This is a genomic window from Ruegeria sp. CL3, assembly GCF_056536505.1.
This window is the reverse complement of the sequence record NZ_JBQFPT010000006.1, coordinates 198,885-216,413: the sequence shown is the minus strand read 5'-3', so window position 1 is coordinate 216,413 and position 17,529 is coordinate 198,885. Positions and strand designations below refer to the sequence as shown.

Here is a 17,529-nt window from a genome sequence, read left to right as displayed (position 1 = left end):
ACATTTTCCGCAGGGCAGCCCATTTGCAACCGGGATGAATAACTGATGCGTTTCTTAAGGCAGAGTCTGGTCGGTGTGTTTCTGGCGTCGCTGACGCTGGCCTTGCTGTTTGTTGCCGTTCAGATCGTCACGGGGGCTGTGCAAGAGGTCCTGACCCGCGAGAATGAACAACCCAAAGCGCGCGAGCGAGTCTTTGCGGTGACCGTTCGCCCGGCTGTTTTTGAGACCGTCACGCCCAATCTCGAAGCCTTCGGCGAGGTGCAAAGCCGCCGCCGACTGGAGTTGCGCGCAGCGCTGGGTGGTCGCGTGATCGCATTGGCGGATGATTTCGAGGATGGCGGCACCGTTACCACAGGTGAAGTCTTGGTTGAGCTTGACCCGGCGGATGCGCAATCGGCACTGGATCGTGCCAAGTCGGACGTTCTGGATGCGCAGTTCGAAGAACGTGATGCTGAACGGTCCTTGTTGCTTGCGCAGGATGAATTGAAATCAGCCGAGGCGCAGGCCGAGCTGCGTGAAAGGGCCCTGCAGCGTCAGCGCGATCTCGAATCTCGTGGCGTAGGGGCAACCGCCAGTGTGGAAGAGGCCGAATTGACCGCCGCCTCCGCTCAGCAATCCGTACTGGCACGCCGCATTGCGCTGGCGCAGGCGGAATCGCGGGTGGATCAGGCCACGACCCTGCTGGCCCGCGCGCGGATTGCGCAGGAAGCCGCAGAGCGGGATCTGGAGGACATGACCATCCGCGCCCGGTTCGGAGGCACGCTGACAGATGTCACGCTGGTCGAAGGGCGTTTGGTTTCAGCAAATGAGAAGCTGGCCGAACTGGTGGACCCCAACGCATTGGAGGTGGCCTTCCGCGTTTCAACCGCGCAATTTGTGCGCTTGCTCGACGAAGACGGAGAGCTGATCAGTGCCCCCGTCACCATCTCGCTCGAGGTTACGGGAACGGACCTGACCGCGACGGGCCGGATCAGCCGCGACAGCGGCTCGGCAGGTGAGGGGCAGACGGGGCGTTTGATCTATGCGCGGCTCGAGGATGCCTCGGGGTTCAAGCCCGGCGATTTCGTCACCGTGACGGTTCAGGAACAGCCTCTGGCGCAGGTCGTGCGCCTGCCGTCCTCGGTTTTGGATGCTGCCGGTACGGTTCTAGTGCTGGGTGCGGACGATCGTCTGGAAACTCTGCCTGTGCAACTGATCCGCCGTCAGGGCGATGAGGTGTTGCTGCGCGGCGAAGGGCTGGAAGGGCGCGAGGTCGTCATAGGCCGCACGCCTCTGCTGGGATCTGGAGTTCGCGTGCGTCCCCTGCGCGCCGAGGCCAGCGCAGATCCCGATCTGGTTGAATTGACCGATGCGAAACGGGCCGAACTAATCACCCATGTTGAGGCAAGCGAGGATATGCCCGAGGCCGAGAAAACACGCATGCTCGGCCAGTTGGAAGAGGCGAAAGTTCCGGCCTCGTTGGTGCGTCGCATTGAAAACCGGGCCGGGGGCTAAGCGCCATGATGCGCGAAATTCCCAGCGCTGCTGGCGGTATCCTAAGCTATTTCACCCGGCACAGAACCGTGGCCAACTTGCTGTTGCTGGTGATGCTTGTGCTTGGCGCGGCGGCCATCCCGAATATGCGGGCCCAGTTCTTTCCGGATGTGGTTCTGGAACGGGTCGACGTGAATGTCGAATGGGAAGGGGCTGGCCCTGAGGATGTCGACAATGGCATCGTCCAACTGCTCGAACCCGAATTGCTGGCGGTCGAAGGTGTGGCAAGCACCACGGCGACCTCTCGCGAAGGCTCTGCCAGTATCCGGCTGGAGTTCGAGCCGAACTGGGACATGTCCCGCGCGGTGGAAGAGGTGCGCACCGCCGTCGACAGCGTCACCAATCTGCCCGAAGATGCCGAAGAGCCCACGATCCGGCGTGGGGCGTGGCGCGATCGGGTGACAGATGTGGTCGTCACCGGCCCAGTTGATCCGGACCAATTGGCCAAGTTCACCGATGAGCTGATCAACCGCCTGTTTGCCGCTGGCGTGACTCGCACCACGATCCGCGGTCTGGCCGCCCCGCGTGTGGTGGTTGAGGTGCCGACAGCTCAGCTGATTGCCAATGACGTGGCTTTGGCCGACATCGCCTCGGCCATCTCGGCCGAGGTCAATGCCAGCCCAGCGGGGGATGTAACGGGTGCCAATGCGCGCATCCGGACCGGCGCGGAAAAGCGCACGCCAGAAGAGATTGAGACCATCGCTCTGCGGACCTTTGCGGACGGCTCGAAGCTGTTTGTCGGTGATGTGGCGCGGATCCGTGTCGAAGGGGTCAATCGCAACCGAAGCTACTTTGTCGGGGAAAATCCGGCCATGTCGGTTCGGGTGGATCGTTCTAATCTGGGGGATGCCATCGCGATCCAGCACACGGTCGAGGACGTGGTAACCGAGATGCAGGCCAGCCTGCCCGAAGGTGTCTCGGTCGAGATGATCCGGACCCGCGCGCAGGCCATCACTGACCGTCTGGATATTCTGATCGACAATGGGCTGGTCGGCCTTGGCCTTGTCGTGTGTCTGCTGTTCCTGTTCCTGAACGCGCGCATTGCTTTCTGGGTTGCGGCAGGTATTCCGGTTGCGATGTCAGCGGCGATTGCGCTGATGTATATCGGTGGTTTGTCGCTGAACATGGTGTCTCTGTTCGGTCTGATCATCACGCTGGGGATCGTGGTGGATGACGCCATCGTCGTGGGTGAACACGCCGATTTCCGCGCCCGCCGATTGGGGGAGCCGCCTATCGTGGCCGCCGAACGCGCTGCCCGCCGGATGGCCATGCCGGTTTTTGCCGCCACGATCACCACCGTGATCGCCTTTTTTGGCCTGACCCTTGTGGGTGGCCGGTTCGGAGAGTTGATCCGTGATATCCCTTTTACGGTGATCGCGGTGCTGGCGGCCTCACTCATCGAATGCTTCCTGATCCTGCCGAACCACATGTCCCACGCCATTGCGCATTCGGCCAAGGAGCATTGGTACGACCTGCCCAACCGGTTGGTGAACCGGGGCTTCCGTTGGGTGCGGGACACCCTGTTTCGCCCCTTTATCGGCTGGGTCATCTGGGCGCGCTATGTCGTGGTTGCATTGATGTTGGTGATTCTGGCGACCCAGGCGGCCCTGTTTATTCGCGGCGATGTGAACTGGCGGTTCTTCAACGCGCCCGAGCGCGGCTCGGTCACTGGCAATTTCATCATGGCTGAAGGCGCAACGCGTGCTGACACGATCGCCATGATGCGCGAATTGCAGCGCGCCACTGAAGAGCTAGGCCAGATCTACGAGGACCGCCACGGGCGCAACCCTCTGGAATATGTTCTGGCCGAAGTTGGCGGCAGTGCAGGCTTTGGTCTGTCTGCTGCCGAGGGCAAGGATGACGACCTATTGGGCGGTATCTCGATCGAGCTGATCGACGCCGACCTACGCCCCTATTCCAGCTTTGAATTTGTCGGTGAGCTTCAGGATTTCGTCCCCCGCCATCCCAAGGTTGAGCTGCTGAGCTTCCGGGGCTGGCGCTCGGGTCCGGGAGGGGACGCGATTGACGTGCAGTTCTACGGCGCGGATGTAGACACGCTGAAAGCCGCCTCCGAGGATTTGCAGACCGAACTGTCCAAATACCCCGAAGTCTCGGCGCTTGAGGACAATCTGGCCTATGACAAAGAGGAATACATCCTCGATCTCACGGCACAGGGTCAGGCGCTGGGTTTCCGCATCGAAACGCTGGGCCGCGTGCTGCGCAACCGGTTGAACGGGATCGAGGCTGCGACCTTCCCCGACGGCCCCCGCAGCGCCGAGATCCGCGTGGAACTGCCCGAGGGCGAGCTGACCGCCGATTTCCTGGAACGCACCCTGATGCGCACGCCGGACGGGGTCTATGTCCCGCTGGCCGACATCGTCTCGGTCGAGCGTAAATCAGGCTTTTCTACCGTCCGGCGCGAGAACGGGTTGCGGGTGATTTCGGTGAATGGCGACATTTCCGAGGATGACCCCGCCCGCGCCGCCGAAATCGGGCGCGCAATGAACGAAGAGATACTGCCGCGCATTGCAGGCGAATATCAGGTCGACTGGCGCATGGCGGGCCTGAGCGAACAAGAAGACGAATTCCTTTCTGAGGCACGCACCGGCCTGATCCTGTGCCTGACCGGCATCTATCTTGTTCTGGCCTGGGTTTTTGCCAGCTGGTCGCGGCCTCTGGTGGTGATGTCGATCATTCCGTTCGGATTGGTGGGCGCGATCTGGGGGCACTACATCTGGGACGTGCCGCTGAGCATGTTCACCGTTGTCGGGCTTCTGGGCATGACGGGCATTATCGTCAACGACTCGATTGTCCTTGTGACCACCATTGATGGTTATCAGCAGGAGAGGGGGTTGGTGCCCTCGATCATCGAAGGCACAGCCGACCGGTTGCGGCCTGTGATGCTGACCACGCTGACGACGGTGCTGGGTCTTACGCCGCTTCTGTATGAGGGTTCGCAACAGGCGCAGTTCCTCAAGCCAACAGTGATAACGCTGGTCTATGGGCTGGGCTTCGGAATGGTTCTGGTGCTGGTTCTGGTGCCCGCTCTGCTGGCGATCTTGAACGATTTCGCGCGCCCGATGACTGCGATGCGGCGGGCGATCTATGCCCGGGACCGCGTGGTGCAGGCCGCCCTTGGCGCTACGGCTGGGGCGTTGTTGCTCTGGTTCGGAGTGACGCTGGTCTGGCCAATGGTCTCGGGTGCGCCTGTAGACCCATTGGTCGGTCTTTACGGAGGCGCTGAGGCCCCCGAGATTCTGCGCATGGGTTTGGGAGCGTTTGTGGCCGGAGCGATCCCCATCGTGATCCTGAGCGTACTGCTGTCCGGGGTGTTTTATTCCCGGTTCAAAAACCGGGTCGGGGCCTAACGCTCCTTCAGCGCAAGCTGCAACAGGCTTGCCACACGGTTGCTCATCGGTAGGTCGCCTTTAAGAATCTGTTCGATAGGAAACCATTGCGCGTCCAGCGCGTCATCCCCGGCCAAAGGCGTGCCCGATTGGTACCGACAGGCTACCCCGACCAGAAGGTAGTGCGACAAGACCTGCCCATCCGCATCCCGCCGCAACAAGTCCAGATTGTCCAGATAATGCAGCGGTTCAGCCGCGACCGATGTTTCCTCAAACAATTCCCGTTCTGCGGCCTGAAGGACGGTCTCACCCCATTCCACATGGCCGCCGGGAAACCCCCACAAGCCTCGATCCGGTTCCTTGCTGCGTTGTACCAACAGAACGTTTTCCTGATGCAGGACAACGGCCAGCGCACCGATCTTGGGAGATTGCGTCATAGGGTCAGCCTGCAGAGCATCCCTGAATGTCCACGGCGTGGTTTGCGCCCAGAACCGTGATCCGAATCTCGGACCGGTCTAACGCAAAAGGTGCCCCTGAGGCACTGATCACCTCGGACCGGGCAATCAGTGTGCCGCCCTGCCGCTGCGTTTCGGGTTGCGAGGCCCAAAGGACCGGGTTCCCCGGTTCGATCACCGCAACCTCCTGCCCTCCGGCCGAAGGCATGGTCACCCGCGCCTCGATCCGCATACCTTCCGAGGTTGGGGTCAAATGGCAGCTGGCCTTGGCAACGCGGGCCTCAAGGGCCGAGAAGGGGCGTTGCGCCAAAGCGGCTGCAATTGCGGGGTTGCGCCCTGCACTAGCGTCCACTTTGTGGTCGAAACCCAGACGCTGCGGGATGCATACGTCCTTGCAGACCCCCAAATCCATCTCACCCCGCAGGCGCACAGGTTTGGCAGGGTTCTTTGGGGTAATCTCGACAGGCAGCACCAGTTGATCCTCGTAGCCGATGGATTTCAGGCCGTTCTGGTCGAAAATCTCGGGCGCGGGCCAGGTGATACGCACGTCGCCCACGTTTCCGGACCCGCTCCAATCGAATTGCGGCGGGATCCCGGCGTCGCCCGGTGCGCGCCAATAGGTCTTCCACCCCTCTTTGAGGGTCAGACGCAGCGCGCCCAGATAGGTCCCATTGGCCGTGCGCCCTCCGTCCAGAACATCCAGCGCAACAACGCCGTCCAAACCCTGCGCCGAGGCGGGTGCGGACAGGCCCAGACAGGCGAGCAGAAGGGCAACCGAAGATTTCATGCGAGTCATCATACCCCATTACATGCGCCGTGCGGACCTGAAATCCAAGTCACGTTCGGGTCACCTGTGTGAAATCTGCTGAAATCAGCTTTGCTCCCTTGCCAATACCAGTGCCGCAGGGTCATTGTTGAGGGGCAACGAGCAAGAGAAACCTCGCATGGACCTGACCGGAAAACTGTTGATTGCGATGCCGGGGATGGGCGATCCGCGCTTTGATCACTCGGTCGTGTATATCTGCAGCTACGGCGACGATGGCGCGATGGGGTTGATCATCAACAAACCCTCTGATCTGCGGTTCAAAACCCTGCTGGGGCAGCTCAACATCCCGTGTCGCATTCCCATCATAGGTGAGCGTCTGGTGCATTTCGGAGGTCCGGTCGAGATGTCGCGGGGCTTTGTACTGCATAGCTCCGACTATGATGCCAACCTGCACTCGATGCAGATTTCGGAAGACTTCAGCATGACGGCCACGCTCGATGTGTTAGAGGATATGGCCGCGGGGCGTGGCCCGCTGAACGCGATGCTGACGCTGGGCTATTCCGGCTGGGGGCCCGGCCAGCTGGAGGATGAGATCGCTATGAATGGCTGGCTGACGGCGGATGCATCCTCGGAGTTGGTGTTCGATGTGCCCGATGACGACAAATGGGAAAAGGCCCTTGCCACGCTGGGTGTCGACCCGCTGACCCTATCGGCCAGCGCTGGCCGTGCCTAGCTAACTGTCGCGCGGCGCGGCGGCGCGGCGTAGACGGTCATTGATCGCAGCCCCCAGCCCATGATCGGGGATCGGTGAGACGGCGATCGGACGCCCGGTTTCATTCAGGCTGTGTAGCGCGGCGAACAGATTGGCCGCAGCCTCGGTCAGATTGCTTGTTTCAGACAAGTTCACGTCACAGACGACCGGGCCGAAGCCCAACAAAACCTCATCCCCCTGCACGGTTTCGGCATTCAGCCGGACGGGTGCATCTGGCGCGTAGTGCGATTGCAACTGCCCCGGAGCGGTCAGCATATCCCCCGCTTTGTGCAGGTGAAGGCGGGTGTTCAGGACGGTCTCGATCTGTTCCAACGCAACACCACCGGGGCGCAGCAGGCTGGGCTCGCCGGTCAGTCCGACAATGGTGGATTCCAACCCGACTCCACAGGGTCCGTCATCCAGAACGGCAGCGATCCGACCACCCAAGCCCGCATGAACATGTGCTGCCGTCGTCGGGCTGATTTGACCAGAGGGGTTGGCCGAGGGCGCTGCAACCGGCCCATCAACCGCCGCCAGCAAAGCGCGCGCCGTAGGATGCGCAGGCACGCGCACCGCCAGAGTATCCAACCCTGCAGTGACCAGCGACGACACCCCGTGCCCCGGCTTCAGCGGCAGAACCAAGGTCAGCGGACCGGGCCAGAACGCATTTGCCAAACGCTCGGCCTGATCCGACCATTGCACAAACCGCTGCGCCGCCTCGACCGAAGCGACATGGGCGATCAGTGGGTTGAAACTGGGTCGACCCTTGGCCTCGTAAATCCGGGCCACGGCCTCACCGTCTCTAGCATCACCTCCCAGGCCATAGACCGTCTCGGTCGGGAAGGCGACCAATAGGCCCTGACGCAAAAGATCTGCAGCACGGGCGATGCCGTTGGGGTCGGCTGTCAGCTCAAGAGTGGTGGGGATCATATCTGGTGACGCGGCGTTTTGGTTGCTTGCAACATGGGGAAGAGTAGGTAATCCCAATACGCAAAGATGCATACCGGCGCTGATCGCAGATTCCAAGTGCGGCCGTGCCGACAGACCGCAAGGGAAGCCATGCCATACCGCGCCCCAGTTTCTGACTATGAATTCCTGTTCCGCCATGTGGTGGGTCTCGATCAGATCACGGCCACCGAGAGATTCGCTGATGCGACCCCGGATGTAGTCAGCGCGATCCTTACGGAAGCGGGAAAGATGTGCGAAGAGGTTCTCGCCCCGCTGCAACGCCCCGGTGATCTGGAACCGGCGCGGTTGGAAAACGGCGTTGTTCGCACCTCACCCGGATACTCGGAAGGTTGGAAAGCCATCGCGGAAGGCGGCTGGATCGGGATGAGCGGCAGCCCTGACTATGGCGGCATGGGCCTGCCCATGGCCGTCACTTCGGCGGTCAATGAGATGATGAGCGCGGCCTGCCTGTCACTGCAGGTGGCCCCCTTGATGTCGCAGGGTCAGATCGAAGCGCTTGAGGCGCATGCCAGTGACGAGCTCAAGGCGCTGTACCTACCCAGGCTGATGTCTGGCGCCTTTTCGGGCACGATGAACCTGACCGAGCCGCAGGCCGGGTCAGATGTAGGTGCTTTGACGACACGGGCAGAGCCCAATGGTGACGGCACTTATGCGGTCACCGGGCAGAAGATCTATATCTCCTGGGGCGACAACGATTTCTGCGAGAATATCTGCCATCTGGTTCTGGCCCGTCTGCCCGACGCGGTTCCGGGCACCAAGGGGATTTCGCTGTTTTTGGTGCCGAAATACCTGCCTGACGCACAGGGTAACCCCAGGGCGGCCAATGACCTGAGCGTAGTGTCGCTGGAACACAAGTTGGGCCTCCATGGCTCTCCGACCTGTGTGATGCAGTATGACGGGGCCACGGGTTGGCTGGTTGGGAAAGAGCATGGCGGTATGGCGGCAATGTTCACCATGATGAACAACGCACGTCTGGGTGTCGGTGGTGAGGGTGTCGGCGTCGCCGAGGGCGCGTATCAACATGCGCTGGCCTACGCGATGGAGCGGAAACAGGGCAAGACGCCCTCGGGCACGATCATCGACCACGCGGATGTACGCCGGATGCTGACCGAAATGCGGGCGGATGTATTTGCGGCGCGGGCGATCATGCTGGCGAATGCCGCGGCGATTGATATGGCGCACGCGACCGAGGATGCCGACTGGGCCGCGCGGGCGGCGCTGCTGACCCCGATTGGCAAGGCCTTTGGCACCCAGACCGGGATGCGCGTCGCCGAGACCGGTGTACAGGTTCATGGCGGCATGGGTTTCGTCGAAGAAACAGGGGCGGCCCAGTACTACCGCGATGTCCGCGTGACCGCGATTTATGAGGGTACCAACGGCATCCAAGCAATGGATTTGGTCGCCCGCAAGATGATGGACGGTGGAGACGCTGCTGCCAGCTTGCTCGATGAGATCGAAGATCACGCCGAACAGGCCCGCTCCAAGATGCCCGATCTTGCCGGTCCGGTGTGGGAGGCCACGGAATCCCTGCGCGAAGCGACCGAGTGGATGGTGGCGCAGGACAATATGAACGCGCGCTTTGCGGGTGCGGCGGCTTATCTGCGCGCCTTTGCTCGGGTTTTGGGCGGGCACTACCACCTGGCCGCAGCCCTTGCCGATCCGGATGGCCCGCGGGTGCGACTGGCGCGCTACTACATCAACGCCTTGCTGCCCGAATATCTCGGTCTGCTGGCGCAGGCGCAGAACGGGGCGGATGACCTCTTTGCCCTCAGCGTCGAGGATCTGGGCGCGTGATGGACGGTGTGGAGCCATCGGGCATCCGATATCCGTGGCCTGAGCCGCCCGCCCCTGGTGAAGCCATCGAGATTGCCGAAGGCGTCTTGTGGATGCGCCTGCCCCTGCCGATGGCGCTGGACCATGTGAATATCTACGCACTGGACGACGGCGACGGGTGGACGGTGATTGATACCGGGATGTCCTCGAACAAAACGCGTCGTATCTGGGCTGAGCTGATGTCAGGCCCTCTGGCCGGAAAGCCCATTCGTCGCGTTGTTGCCACCCATCACCATCCCGACCACGTGGGCAATGCTGGCTGGTTTCAGGCCGAACATGGGGTCGAGCTGATCACCAGCCGTACCGCATGGCTGTTTTCGCGGATGCTCACGCTGGACGTGCAGGAGAACTGGCCGCAAGAGACGCTGGATTTCTATCAGAGCGCGGGTATGGACCCTGCGTTTCTGGAAAAGCGCAAGGCTGATCGTCCGTTCAACTTTGCCGATACGGTCTATCCGATGCCCCTCGGCTTCACACGGATCAAACAGGGCGACGTGATTCGCATTGGTGGGCGCGACTGGGACGTGCATATGGGCAACGGCCACGCGCCCGAACATGTAACACTCTGGAGCCGTGACGATCATCTGGTGCTGAGTGGCGATCAGATCCTCAGCTCGATCAGCCCCAATCTGGGCGTCTATGCAACTGAACCCATGGCCGATCCGGTCTCGGACTGGATCGAGGCCTGCGAGCGGCTGCAAAAGCTGGCCCGCCCGGATCATCTGGTTCTGGGTGGCCACAAATTGCCCTTTACCGGTCTGCCGCTGCGCATGCGTCAGCTGATCGAGAACCACCACGGCGCGCTAGAGCGTCTGCTGGAATATCTGGACCAACCCAAAGCCGCAGCCGAGTGCTTTGCCCCGCTGTTCAAGCGTACCATTCGTGAAGGTGAATACGGGCTGGCGCTGGTCGAAGCGGTTGCACATATGAACCATCTTCATCACAGTGGAGCTGTTACCCGGACGCGACGCGCGGACGGGGCGTGGACGTTTCAGCGCAAAGGGTGATGAATGCAGGACAAGATTGAAACCTCGGCTGAGGCCGCCGAAGCGGATGCCCTGCCGCGGTGCTATGAGGTTCATGCAGATTCCGAGGCCGAGTCCGGCACCCAGCCCCTGCCGGGGCAGCTGAAAAAACCTGTTGAAACCAAGAGCGCCGCGCAATGGGCATATGAGCGTCTAATCCTTTATATCCAGAACTTCGAGAAAACACTCGATGGCGATCACGAGGTCGCAATGGGTTTCACCGGAGGTGACGCGGGTGTGATGCGGATTCAGGGGATGGGCTATTTCGACCCAGATATCATCACGTTCTTCGGCTCGGACGGAACGGGCGCGCGAACGCAGCTGGTGCAGCATGTCAGCCAGTTGAACGTGATGCTGCGCGCCTTGCCCAAATCGGTCGAGGACAAGCCCGCCAACCGCATCGGGTTCCGTCTGGCTGCGGATCTCGAAGACAGCTGACTTGCAATTCATGCCTGCACACCCTTGAATGCATGCATCATTCAAGGGTGTTTACATGTCCATTTTTTCAACCGTTACAAATGCCTATTCCGGCGCCTGGGCAAGACGCAGGGTCTTTGTGCCCATCTATCTTGCGGTACGGCTGCTGCTGATCGCACTGGTCGCGCCCGGTGTCGCTCTGGCGGTCAATCTGGCGGTTTCGCTGTCCGATCAGACTGCGCTGACGGATCAGGATATCGCGGCCTTCATCCTTTCGCCCGCCGGTTTCATCGCGGCCATCGTAGTGCTGAGCCTTTTTCTATTGGCCGAGGTGTTTGTCTTCGCGGTCATGGCTGCCTCTTTGAGGATGGGAGAGGCCGATCCGTGGCGCGCGGGCAGTGCGGCGATCGGTCTGGTCCTGTCGCGCCTGCCATCGCTATTCGGCTTTGCGGCCCGGTTCATTCTGCGGGTTTTGCTATTGGCGCTGCCGTTTCTGGCGGTTGCCGCGTTGATCGCATGGTGGACGCTGACCGAATACGACATCAACTACTACCTGACCTTCCACCCGCCCGCCTTTATGGTGGCTGTGGCCCTGATCGGCGCGGTGGCTCTGGCCATGGCTTGGGTGCTGATCCGCAAGCTGTCGGCTTGGGCGCTTTCACTTCATCTGGTGCTGTTTGAAAACGTCCACCCGGCGCATGTGTTCAATATCAGCACGTCCCGGATGGAGGGCAAACGCGGGCGCTTGAAACTGGCCTTGGTTGCATGGCTGGCGATGCGCCTTGCAATTGCGGCGGCGATTGCATGGGTGGCCGGGCTTTTGTTTGGACTGGTGCCGTTGCAAGGCAGCGGTAACCTGAAACTGGCGCTGACCTATAGCCTCGCGATTGCAGGGCTGTGGTCTCTGGCCGGGCTGGTGCTGGCCGCCTCTGCGCTGGGCGCATTGGCCGTTCTGCTGGACAAGTTCTTTGAACCTCAGACGGATGAGCCGCCACACCCCGAGCCGCGCCGCATTCAGGCCTCGCTGTTCACAGCGGTCGGGCTGGCGGCAGCTGCTCTTCTGCTGGGTGGCTGGTTCGGCCACAATCTGCTGGAACGCGTTCAAGCCGAGGATCATGCCGATGTTATCGGCCACCGGGGGGCTGCGGCGCTGCGGCCCGAAAACACCATGGCCTCGGTTCTTAAGGCAATCGAAGATGGTGCGGATTGGGTTGAGATCGACGTTCAGGAGACAGCCGATGGCGTTGTTATCGTGGCCCATGACAGTGACTTCATGAAACTGGCCGGGGTTCCGACAAAGATCTGGGACGCCACGATGGAGGATGTGGAATCCATCGACATCGGCAGCTGGTTTGGCCCTGAATATGCCGACCAACGCACCCCAACCCTGCGTGAGGTGCTGGAGGCGACAAAAGGCAAATCCAAGGTCATTATCGAGCTGAAATATTACGGCCACGATGTCGATCTGGAAAACCGGGTCGCCGCGTTGGTCGAAGAATTCGAAATGCAGGACGACATCGCCACCATGTCACTAAAATATCCGGCAGTGCAAAAGATGAAGGCGCTGCGCCCGGATTGGCGCGCGGGTGTGCTGGCTGCGACGGCTTTGGGCAATCTGGCGGGGCTGGAAGGCGATTTTGTTGCTGTGAACGCGGCAACTGTGTCTCCCGGACTGATCCGCTCGGTCCACGCGGCGGGGAAGGAGATCTATGTCTGGACGGTGAATGACCCGCTGCAGATGTCCGCAATGGCCTCGATGGGGGTGGACGGGCTGATCACGGACCGTCCGGCCATGGCGCGCGAAGTTTTACGCGTCCGCGCCGAGATGGGCCCGGCGGAACGCGTGCTGCTTTGGCTGGCCACAACCTTCGGCATGACAGTCGATACCGAGGCGATGCGCGATGACAGCCCGTAAACTGGCGCTGGGTCTTTTCCTAATGGCCAGCCCGGCGACGGCTCAAGACCTGATGCGCGCGGTCGAGATGCCCTCGCACCGCGCGATGATCGCACAACGCGGCGATGCCGAGCTGATCCCGTTTGAAACTGACGGATGCTCGGGCGGCTTGTCGGCCAGTTGGCGCTGGGTGGCCGATACGTTCCCTCAGATCGGTGAGTTGTATCAGGAACACCCGCCTTGGGAGTACTGCTGCGTGACCCATGACCGCGCCTATCACGACGCCGGTGGCGCGCAAACGGCCGCAGAAAGCTATGACGCGCGCCTCGCCGCCGATCAGGCTTTGCAGGTCTGTGTCGAAACCCATGGCGAGACCCACGCACAGGCCTATGCGGAACGCTATGACATGACCCCCGAGCAGATCCGCTCGGTCCATTCGCTGACCTCGGATGCTCTCTACGGCGCGGTCCGATTCGGTGGCGGCCCCTGCAGCGGACTGCCGTGGCGGTGGGGATTCGGCTATCCAGGGTGTTTTGTGTTGGGTGACAGGGTCCCTGCGCTGGAATGACGTGGTGACAGGCCCGAAATTTTCGATTATCCAGCGATTAAACACGCGAACTGGGAATCTGAGACTCATGGCTGAACACAAGCACGGCGAAATGGACATCACCGTCCAAACCAAAACCTTTGAGGGCTTCATCAAGGCTACCGTCTGGTGCTGCGTCGCTATCGCGATACTAGCGTTCCTGCTGGCGCTTTACGCGTCCTAAATCTTTCGGGGTCGACCGTGTTCAGAATTTTGATCGCCTGCCTGCTGGCGGCAACAGTGGCTGGCTGCGCGAATTCTAAACGCCCTCAGGCAGATCAGGCTGAGATCGTATCGCGGTCCTATCGTGATCCGGGTCCGTCGACCCTGACGCTCTATACGATGATCAACACGCGCTCCGGTTCGGGGGCGCATACCTCGTTGATGATTGGTGCCAGCGAGAGGGTTATTTTTGACCCAGCAGGCTCGTTCCGGGCGGATATCGTTCCGGTCCGGGATGATGTTCTCTACGGCATCACCCCGGCGGTCGAGCGTGCCTATCGCAGCTCTCACGCGCGCGAGACGCATTTTGCCCGCATCCAGACCATTCAGGTGACGCCGCAACAGGCCGAGATCGCGCTGCAATTGGCCAAGCAGACCGGGCCCGTCGCTGGGTCTTTTTGCGCCAATTCGACCGCGCGGCTGTTGCAGCAGGTGCCCGGCTTCGAGCAGATCGAAGTGACCTTCTTTCCGATCAAGCTATCGGAACAGTTCGCCGAAATTCCCGGTGTCATCACTGAAGAATATCGCGAGAATGACGATGCCGATCTGCAAAAAGGTCTGGCGGCCAATAATGCCGCTCTGAACCAGCTGGACGCAGCTTCAAGCCAGTAGATATAGCAGACCGTAAAGTGCGGCCGCGCCTGAAAAGATCGCGGCCAGCACGTTTTTGGTGAACACTCCAACAGACAGCGTCACTGCCGCAGCTGCCATTCGGGCCGCATCGGGTTGGCCTTCGGTCGCGGCAGGCCACACGACCAGCGGCGCGATCAGCGCGGGCAGGATCGCCGCGGCGGTGTAGCGCAGGTGGCGCAGCAGCCAGGGTGGCATCGGGCGGTCTCCGACAAAGCCGATGAACACAAAGCGCAGGGCAAAGCTGCCGATGGCCAGGCCGATAATGACGGTCCACATGGTGGTGGGGTCGATCTGCGTCATGCGTGCGCCTTTCTACGATCCAAGATCACCTCGGCCTGAGCGCCTGCGATCATGCCTGCGGTTCCGGCGATCAACAGGCCCAGATTGAACGGCACGCTCACGGCCAGCAACGACACGACCAGCGCCACAAGGGCCGCAATGACATGGGGCAGGGTTCGCATCATCGGCCCCAGCATGGCCAGAAAGGTAATTGGCAGGGCGAAATCCAAAGCCCAGCTTTCTGGGATCCGGGTGCCCAAAACCGCGCCCAGATAGGTTGCCAGAATCCAGCACGGCGTGATCGGCGTGACCGAGCCGATGAAATACGCCATGCGCTGCGGCACGGTCATCTTCGGCTCTTTCTCGAACTGCACGATCGAGCAGGCATAGGATTGGTCAACCGTCAGATAGGCGGCGCAGGCCCTTTGCCACATGGGGGCAGCCCCCAGAAACGGCGTCAGTGAGGCTGAATACATCGCCACCCTCAAATTCACCGCAAGGGCCGAGGCCAGTACAATGGCTGTCGGTGCGTTCTCCTGCAGCAATTGCAGGGCGGTGAATTGCGCTGCTCCGGCGAACACGGTGGCCGAGAAGGCGACGACCTGTACGATATCCAGCCCGGCCTCGGTGGCGAAAACCCCGAACAGGGTGCCAAAGGGAATCGCAACAAAAATAAAGGGTGTCCCGTCGCGAAACCCTTTCCAGAAGTATGACTTGGAAGTGGCGTCTGCCATGGCTAAATCCTATGGTATTCACAGCAGCAGTAGCGGTCTTGGGAAGGGGTTGCAATTGGTGAAAGAACTGGATGTCTCGGACTATATCATCGCCCCCGATCCCGGCGCGGCCCGTTTGACGCGCTCCGTCGAAGGCGTGGACCAGAATGGCGAAGTCAGCCAGATTTCGGTGGTTGAGGAGCGCCCGCTGACGATCTTCCTCAATTCCCAGGAAATCGTGACCGCGATGACCATTGGCGACTATCCCGAGTATCTGGCGCTGGGCTTCCTGCGCAATCAGGGGATGTTGCTGGCTGATGATGAAATCACACGGGTCGACTATGACGATGACCTTGAAACCGTAGTGGTGCGGACGGCCCGCGAAACCTCGTATGAGGACAAACTGAAGAAAAAGACCCGCACCAGCGGCTGTGCCGTGGGCACGGTATTTGGGGACATGATGGAGGGGTTGGAGGACGTGCGCTTGCCACAGGTGTCGGTCCGGACCTCGTGGCTCTACGATCTGGCTGCCAAGATCAATCGTACGCCTTCTTTGTACCTTGAGGCGGGTGCGATTCACGGCACGGTTCTCTGCCGTGAAAACCGGCCGCTTGTGTATATGGAGGATGTGGGTCGCCACAACGCCGTCGACAAAATCGCCGGCTGGATGCTGTCCGAGAATGAGACAGCAGAGGACAAGATCCTCTACACCACCGGGCGTTTGACCTCAGAAATGGTGATAAAAACGGCGATGATGGGCATTCCGGTTCTGGCCTCTCGCTCCGGTTTCACCGCTTGGGGCGTCGAGATCGCCCGCGAAGTTGGCTTGACCCTGATCGGCCGCATGCGCGGGCAGCGCTTTGTGTGCCTGTCAGGCGAGGATCGCCTGCTGCGCGACGTGGACCCGGCAAGCGTGGCCGTCGAGGACAAGAAACATCGCCGGAAAAGTGCCAATGGCTGATGGTATGACCAAACCCCTCGGAGTGATCCTCGCAGGTGGCCTTGCGACCCGGATGGGCGGTGGAGACAAAGGGCTTTTGCAGATCGGAGGACAAAGCCTTTTGTCTCATGTCATCGACCGGCTCGGCCCGCAGGTGGATGGCCTCGCGTTGAACGCCAACGGAAACGCCACGCGATTTGCGGAATTGAATCTGCCCGTTCTGCCGGACTCGATTGAGGGGTATGCAGGCCCTTTGGCCGGGGTTCTGGCCGGGCTGGATTGGGCGGCAGAGCAGGGGGCTGGCAGTATCGTCACCGCCGCCGCAGACACGCCGTTCTTCCCGCGTGACTTGGTGGCGCGGCTGACCGAAACGGCTAAGAGTCAAACGCATCCTTTGGTCCTTGCCACGACGCCCCGCACCGGGGAAGAGGCCTTGAAGTCAGGCGGCAAGAAGGTCAATCGGCACCCGACATTCGGCCTCTGGCCTGTGGCGCTGCGTGACGATCTGCGCGCTGCTTTGAACGACGGGCTGCGTAAGGTCGTACTGTGGACCGACAAGCATGACGGGCGCGAGGCGCTTTTTCCCGCAGACCCGTTCGATCCGTTCTTCAATGTCAACACACCGGACGACCTTGCACGCGCTAAAAAACTGTTGGAGCAGGCATGAGGATTTACGGCGTCACCGGCTGGAAGAACGCTGGCAAAACCGGGTTGATGGAGCGGCTGGTGGCCGAGATCACCGGGCGCGGCTACACCGTCTCGACTGTCAAGCACGCGCATCATTCCTTTGACGTCGATCAGCCGGGTCGCGACAGCCATCGCCACAGGATGGCAGGCGCCAGCGAAGTTCTTCTGGCCTCGGGTCAACGCGTCGCCCTCATGCAGGAGCTGCGCGGCACGGATGAGCCTACGCTGGCCTCTCTGCTCGCCCGCCTCTCTCCCGTCGATCTGGTGCTGATCGAGGGCTATAAACGCGAACGCCACCCCAAGGTCGAGGCCTTCCGCGCCGAGCCGGGCAATGACCTGATCGCCCCGTCGGATGACACGATCCGCGCTGTGGCCAGTGATACTCCGCTGAAGTTGGACCGACCCGTGTTCGATCTGAACGGCACGGCCGCCATCGCGGATTTCATCCTCTCCGAGGTCGGTTTGTGAGCCTTTTCGAC

18 protein-coding genes are annotated in these 17,529 nt (G+C 61.3%); 13 read left to right on the top strand and 5 right to left on the bottom strand.

What is annotated here, in order from left to right; genetic code table 11:
* Window positions 1-45: 45 nt before the first annotated feature.
* Both ACR0NO_RS11090 and ACR0NO_RS11085 read left to right on the top strand, forming a co-directional pair.
* The gene (locus ACR0NO_RS11090; RefSeq protein WP_480723971.1) at window positions 46-1,494 is read left to right on the top strand and encodes an efflux RND transporter periplasmic adaptor subunit; all 1,449 of its coding nucleotides are present in this window, start codon (window positions 46-48) and stop codon (window positions 1,492-1,494) included.
* A gap of 5 nt (window positions 1,495-1,499) precedes the next feature.
* Entirely contained in the window at window positions 1,500-4,901 is a 3,402-nt protein-coding gene (locus ACR0NO_RS11085) for an efflux RND transporter permease subunit (protein WP_480723970.1), read from the top strand.
* Here ACR0NO_RS11085 and ACR0NO_RS11080 read toward each other — a convergent pair.
* Both ACR0NO_RS11080 and ACR0NO_RS11075 read right to left on the bottom strand, forming a co-directional pair.
* Window positions 4,898-5,317: an NUDIX hydrolase gene (locus ACR0NO_RS11080; protein WP_480723969.1), complete on the bottom strand. Its 420-nt coding sequence runs from the start codon at window positions 5,315-5,317 to the stop codon at window positions 4,898-4,900. The genes ACR0NO_RS11085 and ACR0NO_RS11080 overlap by 4 nt on opposite strands.
* 4 nt (window positions 5,318-5,321) lie before the next feature.
* Window positions 5,322-6,131, bottom strand: coding sequence for a protein-disulfide reductase DsbD domain-containing protein (locus ACR0NO_RS11075; protein ID WP_480723968.1), 810 nt, complete (start codon window positions 6,129-6,131; stop codon window positions 5,322-5,324).
* A gap of 148 nt (window positions 6,132-6,279) precedes the next feature.
* Here ACR0NO_RS11075 and ACR0NO_RS11070 point away from each other — a divergent pair, with 148 nt between their 5' ends.
* Window positions 6,280-6,834 (top strand): YqgE/AlgH family protein, encoded by a 555-nt coding sequence (locus ACR0NO_RS11070; protein ID WP_170666785.1) that lies wholly within the window; start codon window positions 6,280-6,282, stop codon window positions 6,832-6,834.
* On the opposite strand, the gene ACR0NO_RS11065 is transcribed toward ACR0NO_RS11070, so the two are convergent.
* On the bottom strand, window positions 6,835-7,782 hold the full coding sequence (locus ACR0NO_RS11065; protein WP_170666786.1) for an L-threonylcarbamoyladenylate synthase: 948 nt from the start codon (window positions 7,780-7,782) through the stop codon (window positions 6,835-6,837).
* Between the two features lie 129 nt (window positions 7,783-7,911).
* On the opposite strand from ACR0NO_RS11065, the gene ACR0NO_RS11060 reads away from it, so the two are divergent.
* The 7 genes from ACR0NO_RS11060 (at window position 7,912) to ACR0NO_RS11030 (ending at window position 14,410) form a co-directional block, all read left to right on the top strand.
* Window positions 7,912-9,615 (top strand): acyl-CoA dehydrogenase, encoded by a 1,704-nt coding sequence (locus ACR0NO_RS11060; RefSeq protein WP_480723967.1) that lies wholly within the window; start codon window positions 7,912-7,914, stop codon window positions 9,613-9,615.
* Window positions 9,615-10,661: an MBL fold metallo-hydrolase gene (locus tag ACR0NO_RS11055; protein WP_480724038.1), complete on the top strand. Its 1,047-nt coding sequence runs from the start codon at window positions 9,615-9,617 to the stop codon at window positions 10,659-10,661. The genes ACR0NO_RS11060 and ACR0NO_RS11055 overlap by 1 nt, the downstream gene beginning before the upstream one ends.
* 3 nt (window positions 10,662-10,664) lie before the next feature.
* Window positions 10,665-11,117, top strand: a complete 453-nt coding sequence (locus ACR0NO_RS11050) for a DUF6173 family protein (RefSeq protein WP_170379083.1) — start codon at window positions 10,665-10,667, stop codon at window positions 11,115-11,117.
* A 55-nt stretch (window positions 11,118-11,172) separates the two neighbouring features.
* On the top strand, window positions 11,173-13,011 hold the full coding sequence (locus ACR0NO_RS11045) for a glycerophosphodiester phosphodiesterase (protein ID WP_480723966.1): 1,839 nt from the start codon (window positions 11,173-11,175) through the stop codon (window positions 13,009-13,011).
* The gene (locus tag ACR0NO_RS11040; protein ID WP_480723965.1) at window positions 12,998-13,558 is read left to right on the top strand and encodes a hypothetical protein; all 561 of its coding nucleotides are present in this window, start codon (window positions 12,998-13,000) and stop codon (window positions 13,556-13,558) included. Before ACR0NO_RS11045 ends, ACR0NO_RS11040 begins: the two co-directional genes overlap by 14 nt.
* A gap of 67 nt (window positions 13,559-13,625) precedes the next feature.
* A complete protein-coding gene (locus tag ACR0NO_RS11035) occupies window positions 13,626-13,760 on the top strand; it encodes an aa3-type cytochrome c oxidase subunit IV (protein WP_170379077.1) in 135 nt (44 codons plus the stop codon).
* A 17-nt stretch (window positions 13,761-13,777) separates the two neighbouring features.
* Window positions 13,778-14,410, top strand: a complete 633-nt coding sequence (locus ACR0NO_RS11030; protein WP_170379075.1) for a hypothetical protein — start codon at window positions 13,778-13,780, stop codon at window positions 14,408-14,410.
* On the opposite strand, the gene ACR0NO_RS11025 is transcribed toward ACR0NO_RS11030, so the two are convergent.
* Window positions 14,399-14,731 (bottom strand): AzlD domain-containing protein, encoded by a 333-nt coding sequence (locus tag ACR0NO_RS11025; protein WP_480723964.1) that lies wholly within the window; start codon window positions 14,729-14,731, stop codon window positions 14,399-14,401. The two genes, ACR0NO_RS11030 and ACR0NO_RS11025, sit on opposite strands and share 12 nt — an antisense overlap.
* On the bottom strand, window positions 14,728-15,444 hold the full coding sequence (locus ACR0NO_RS11020; protein ID WP_170469108.1) for an AzlC family ABC transporter permease: 717 nt from the start codon (window positions 15,442-15,444) through the stop codon (window positions 14,728-14,730). The genes ACR0NO_RS11025 and ACR0NO_RS11020 overlap by 4 nt, the downstream gene beginning before the upstream one ends.
* On the opposite strand from ACR0NO_RS11020, the gene ACR0NO_RS11015 reads away from it, so the two are divergent.
* Genes ACR0NO_RS11015 through mobB form a run of 3 tightly spaced genes read left to right on the top strand, consistent with a single transcriptional unit; the run spans window position 15,443 to window position 17,518 of the window.
* Window positions 15,443-16,384, top strand: coding sequence for a formate dehydrogenase accessory sulfurtransferase FdhD (locus ACR0NO_RS11015; protein WP_480723963.1), 942 nt, complete (start codon window positions 15,443-15,445; stop codon window positions 16,382-16,384). The two genes, ACR0NO_RS11020 and ACR0NO_RS11015, sit on opposite strands and share 2 nt — an antisense overlap.
* Before the next feature lie 4 nt (window positions 16,385-16,388).
* Window positions 16,389-17,030 (top strand): molybdenum cofactor guanylyltransferase MobA, encoded by a 642-nt coding sequence (gene mobA, locus ACR0NO_RS11010; protein WP_480724037.1) that lies wholly within the window; start codon window positions 16,389-16,391, stop codon window positions 17,028-17,030.
* Entirely contained in the window at window positions 17,027-17,518 is a 492-nt protein-coding gene (gene mobB, locus ACR0NO_RS11005; protein ID WP_480723962.1) for a molybdopterin-guanine dinucleotide biosynthesis protein B, read from the top strand. Before mobA ends, mobB begins: the two co-directional genes overlap by 4 nt.
* Window positions 17,519-17,529 lie beyond the last annotated feature (11 nt).

Excerpts from the sequence above, each read along its gene's own strand:
- ACR0NO_RS11090 (WP_480723971.1), top strand. The coding sequence starts at position 46 with ATGCGTTTCTTAAGGCAGAGTCTGGTCGGTGTGTTTCTGGCGTCGCTG.
- ACR0NO_RS11085 (WP_480723970.1), top strand. The coding sequence starts at position 1,500 with ATGATGCGCGAAATTCCCAGCGCTGCTGGCGGTATCCTAAGCTATTTC.
- ACR0NO_RS11080 (WP_480723969.1), bottom strand. The coding sequence starts at position 5,317 with ATGACGCAATCTCCCAAGATCGGTGCGCTGGCCGTTGTCCTGCATCAG.
- ACR0NO_RS11075 (WP_480723968.1), bottom strand. The coding sequence starts at position 6,131 with ATGACTCGCATGAAATCTTCGGTTGCCCTTCTGCTCGCCTGTCTGGGC.
- ACR0NO_RS11070 (WP_170666785.1), top strand. The coding sequence starts at position 6,280 with ATGGACCTGACCGGAAAACTGTTGATTGCGATGCCGGGGATGGGCGAT.
- ACR0NO_RS11065 (WP_170666786.1), bottom strand. The coding sequence starts at position 7,782 with ATGATCCCCACCACTCTTGAGCTGACAGCCGACCCCAACGGCATCGCC.
- ACR0NO_RS11060 (WP_480723967.1), top strand. The coding sequence starts at position 7,912 with ATGCCATACCGCGCCCCAGTTTCTGACTATGAATTCCTGTTCCGCCAT.
- ACR0NO_RS11055 (WP_480724038.1), top strand. The coding sequence starts at position 9,615 with ATGGACGGTGTGGAGCCATCGGGCATCCGATATCCGTGGCCTGAGCCG.
- ACR0NO_RS11050 (WP_170379083.1), top strand. The coding sequence starts at position 10,665 with ATGCAGGACAAGATTGAAACCTCGGCTGAGGCCGCCGAAGCGGATGCC.
- ACR0NO_RS11045 (WP_480723966.1), top strand. The coding sequence starts at position 11,173 with ATGTCCATTTTTTCAACCGTTACAAATGCCTATTCCGGCGCCTGGGCA.
- ACR0NO_RS11040 (WP_480723965.1), top strand. The coding sequence starts at position 12,998 with ATGACAGCCCGTAAACTGGCGCTGGGTCTTTTCCTAATGGCCAGCCCG.
- ACR0NO_RS11035 (WP_170379077.1), top strand. The coding sequence starts at position 13,626 with ATGGCTGAACACAAGCACGGCGAAATGGACATCACCGTCCAAACCAAA.
- ACR0NO_RS11025 (WP_480723964.1), bottom strand. The coding sequence starts at position 14,731 with ATGACGCAGATCGACCCCACCACCATGTGGACCGTCATTATCGGCCTG.
- ACR0NO_RS11015 (WP_480723963.1), top strand. The coding sequence starts at position 15,443 with ATGGCTAAATCCTATGGTATTCACAGCAGCAGTAGCGGTCTTGGGAAG.
- ACR0NO_RS11020 (WP_170469108.1), bottom strand. The coding sequence starts at position 15,444 with ATGGCAGACGCCACTTCCAAGTCATACTTCTGGAAAGGGTTTCGCGAC.
- mobA (WP_480724037.1), top strand. The coding sequence starts at position 16,389 with ATGACCAAACCCCTCGGAGTGATCCTCGCAGGTGGCCTTGCGACCCGG.
- mobB (WP_480723962.1), top strand. The coding sequence starts at position 17,027 with ATGAGGATTTACGGCGTCACCGGCTGGAAGAACGCTGGCAAAACCGGG.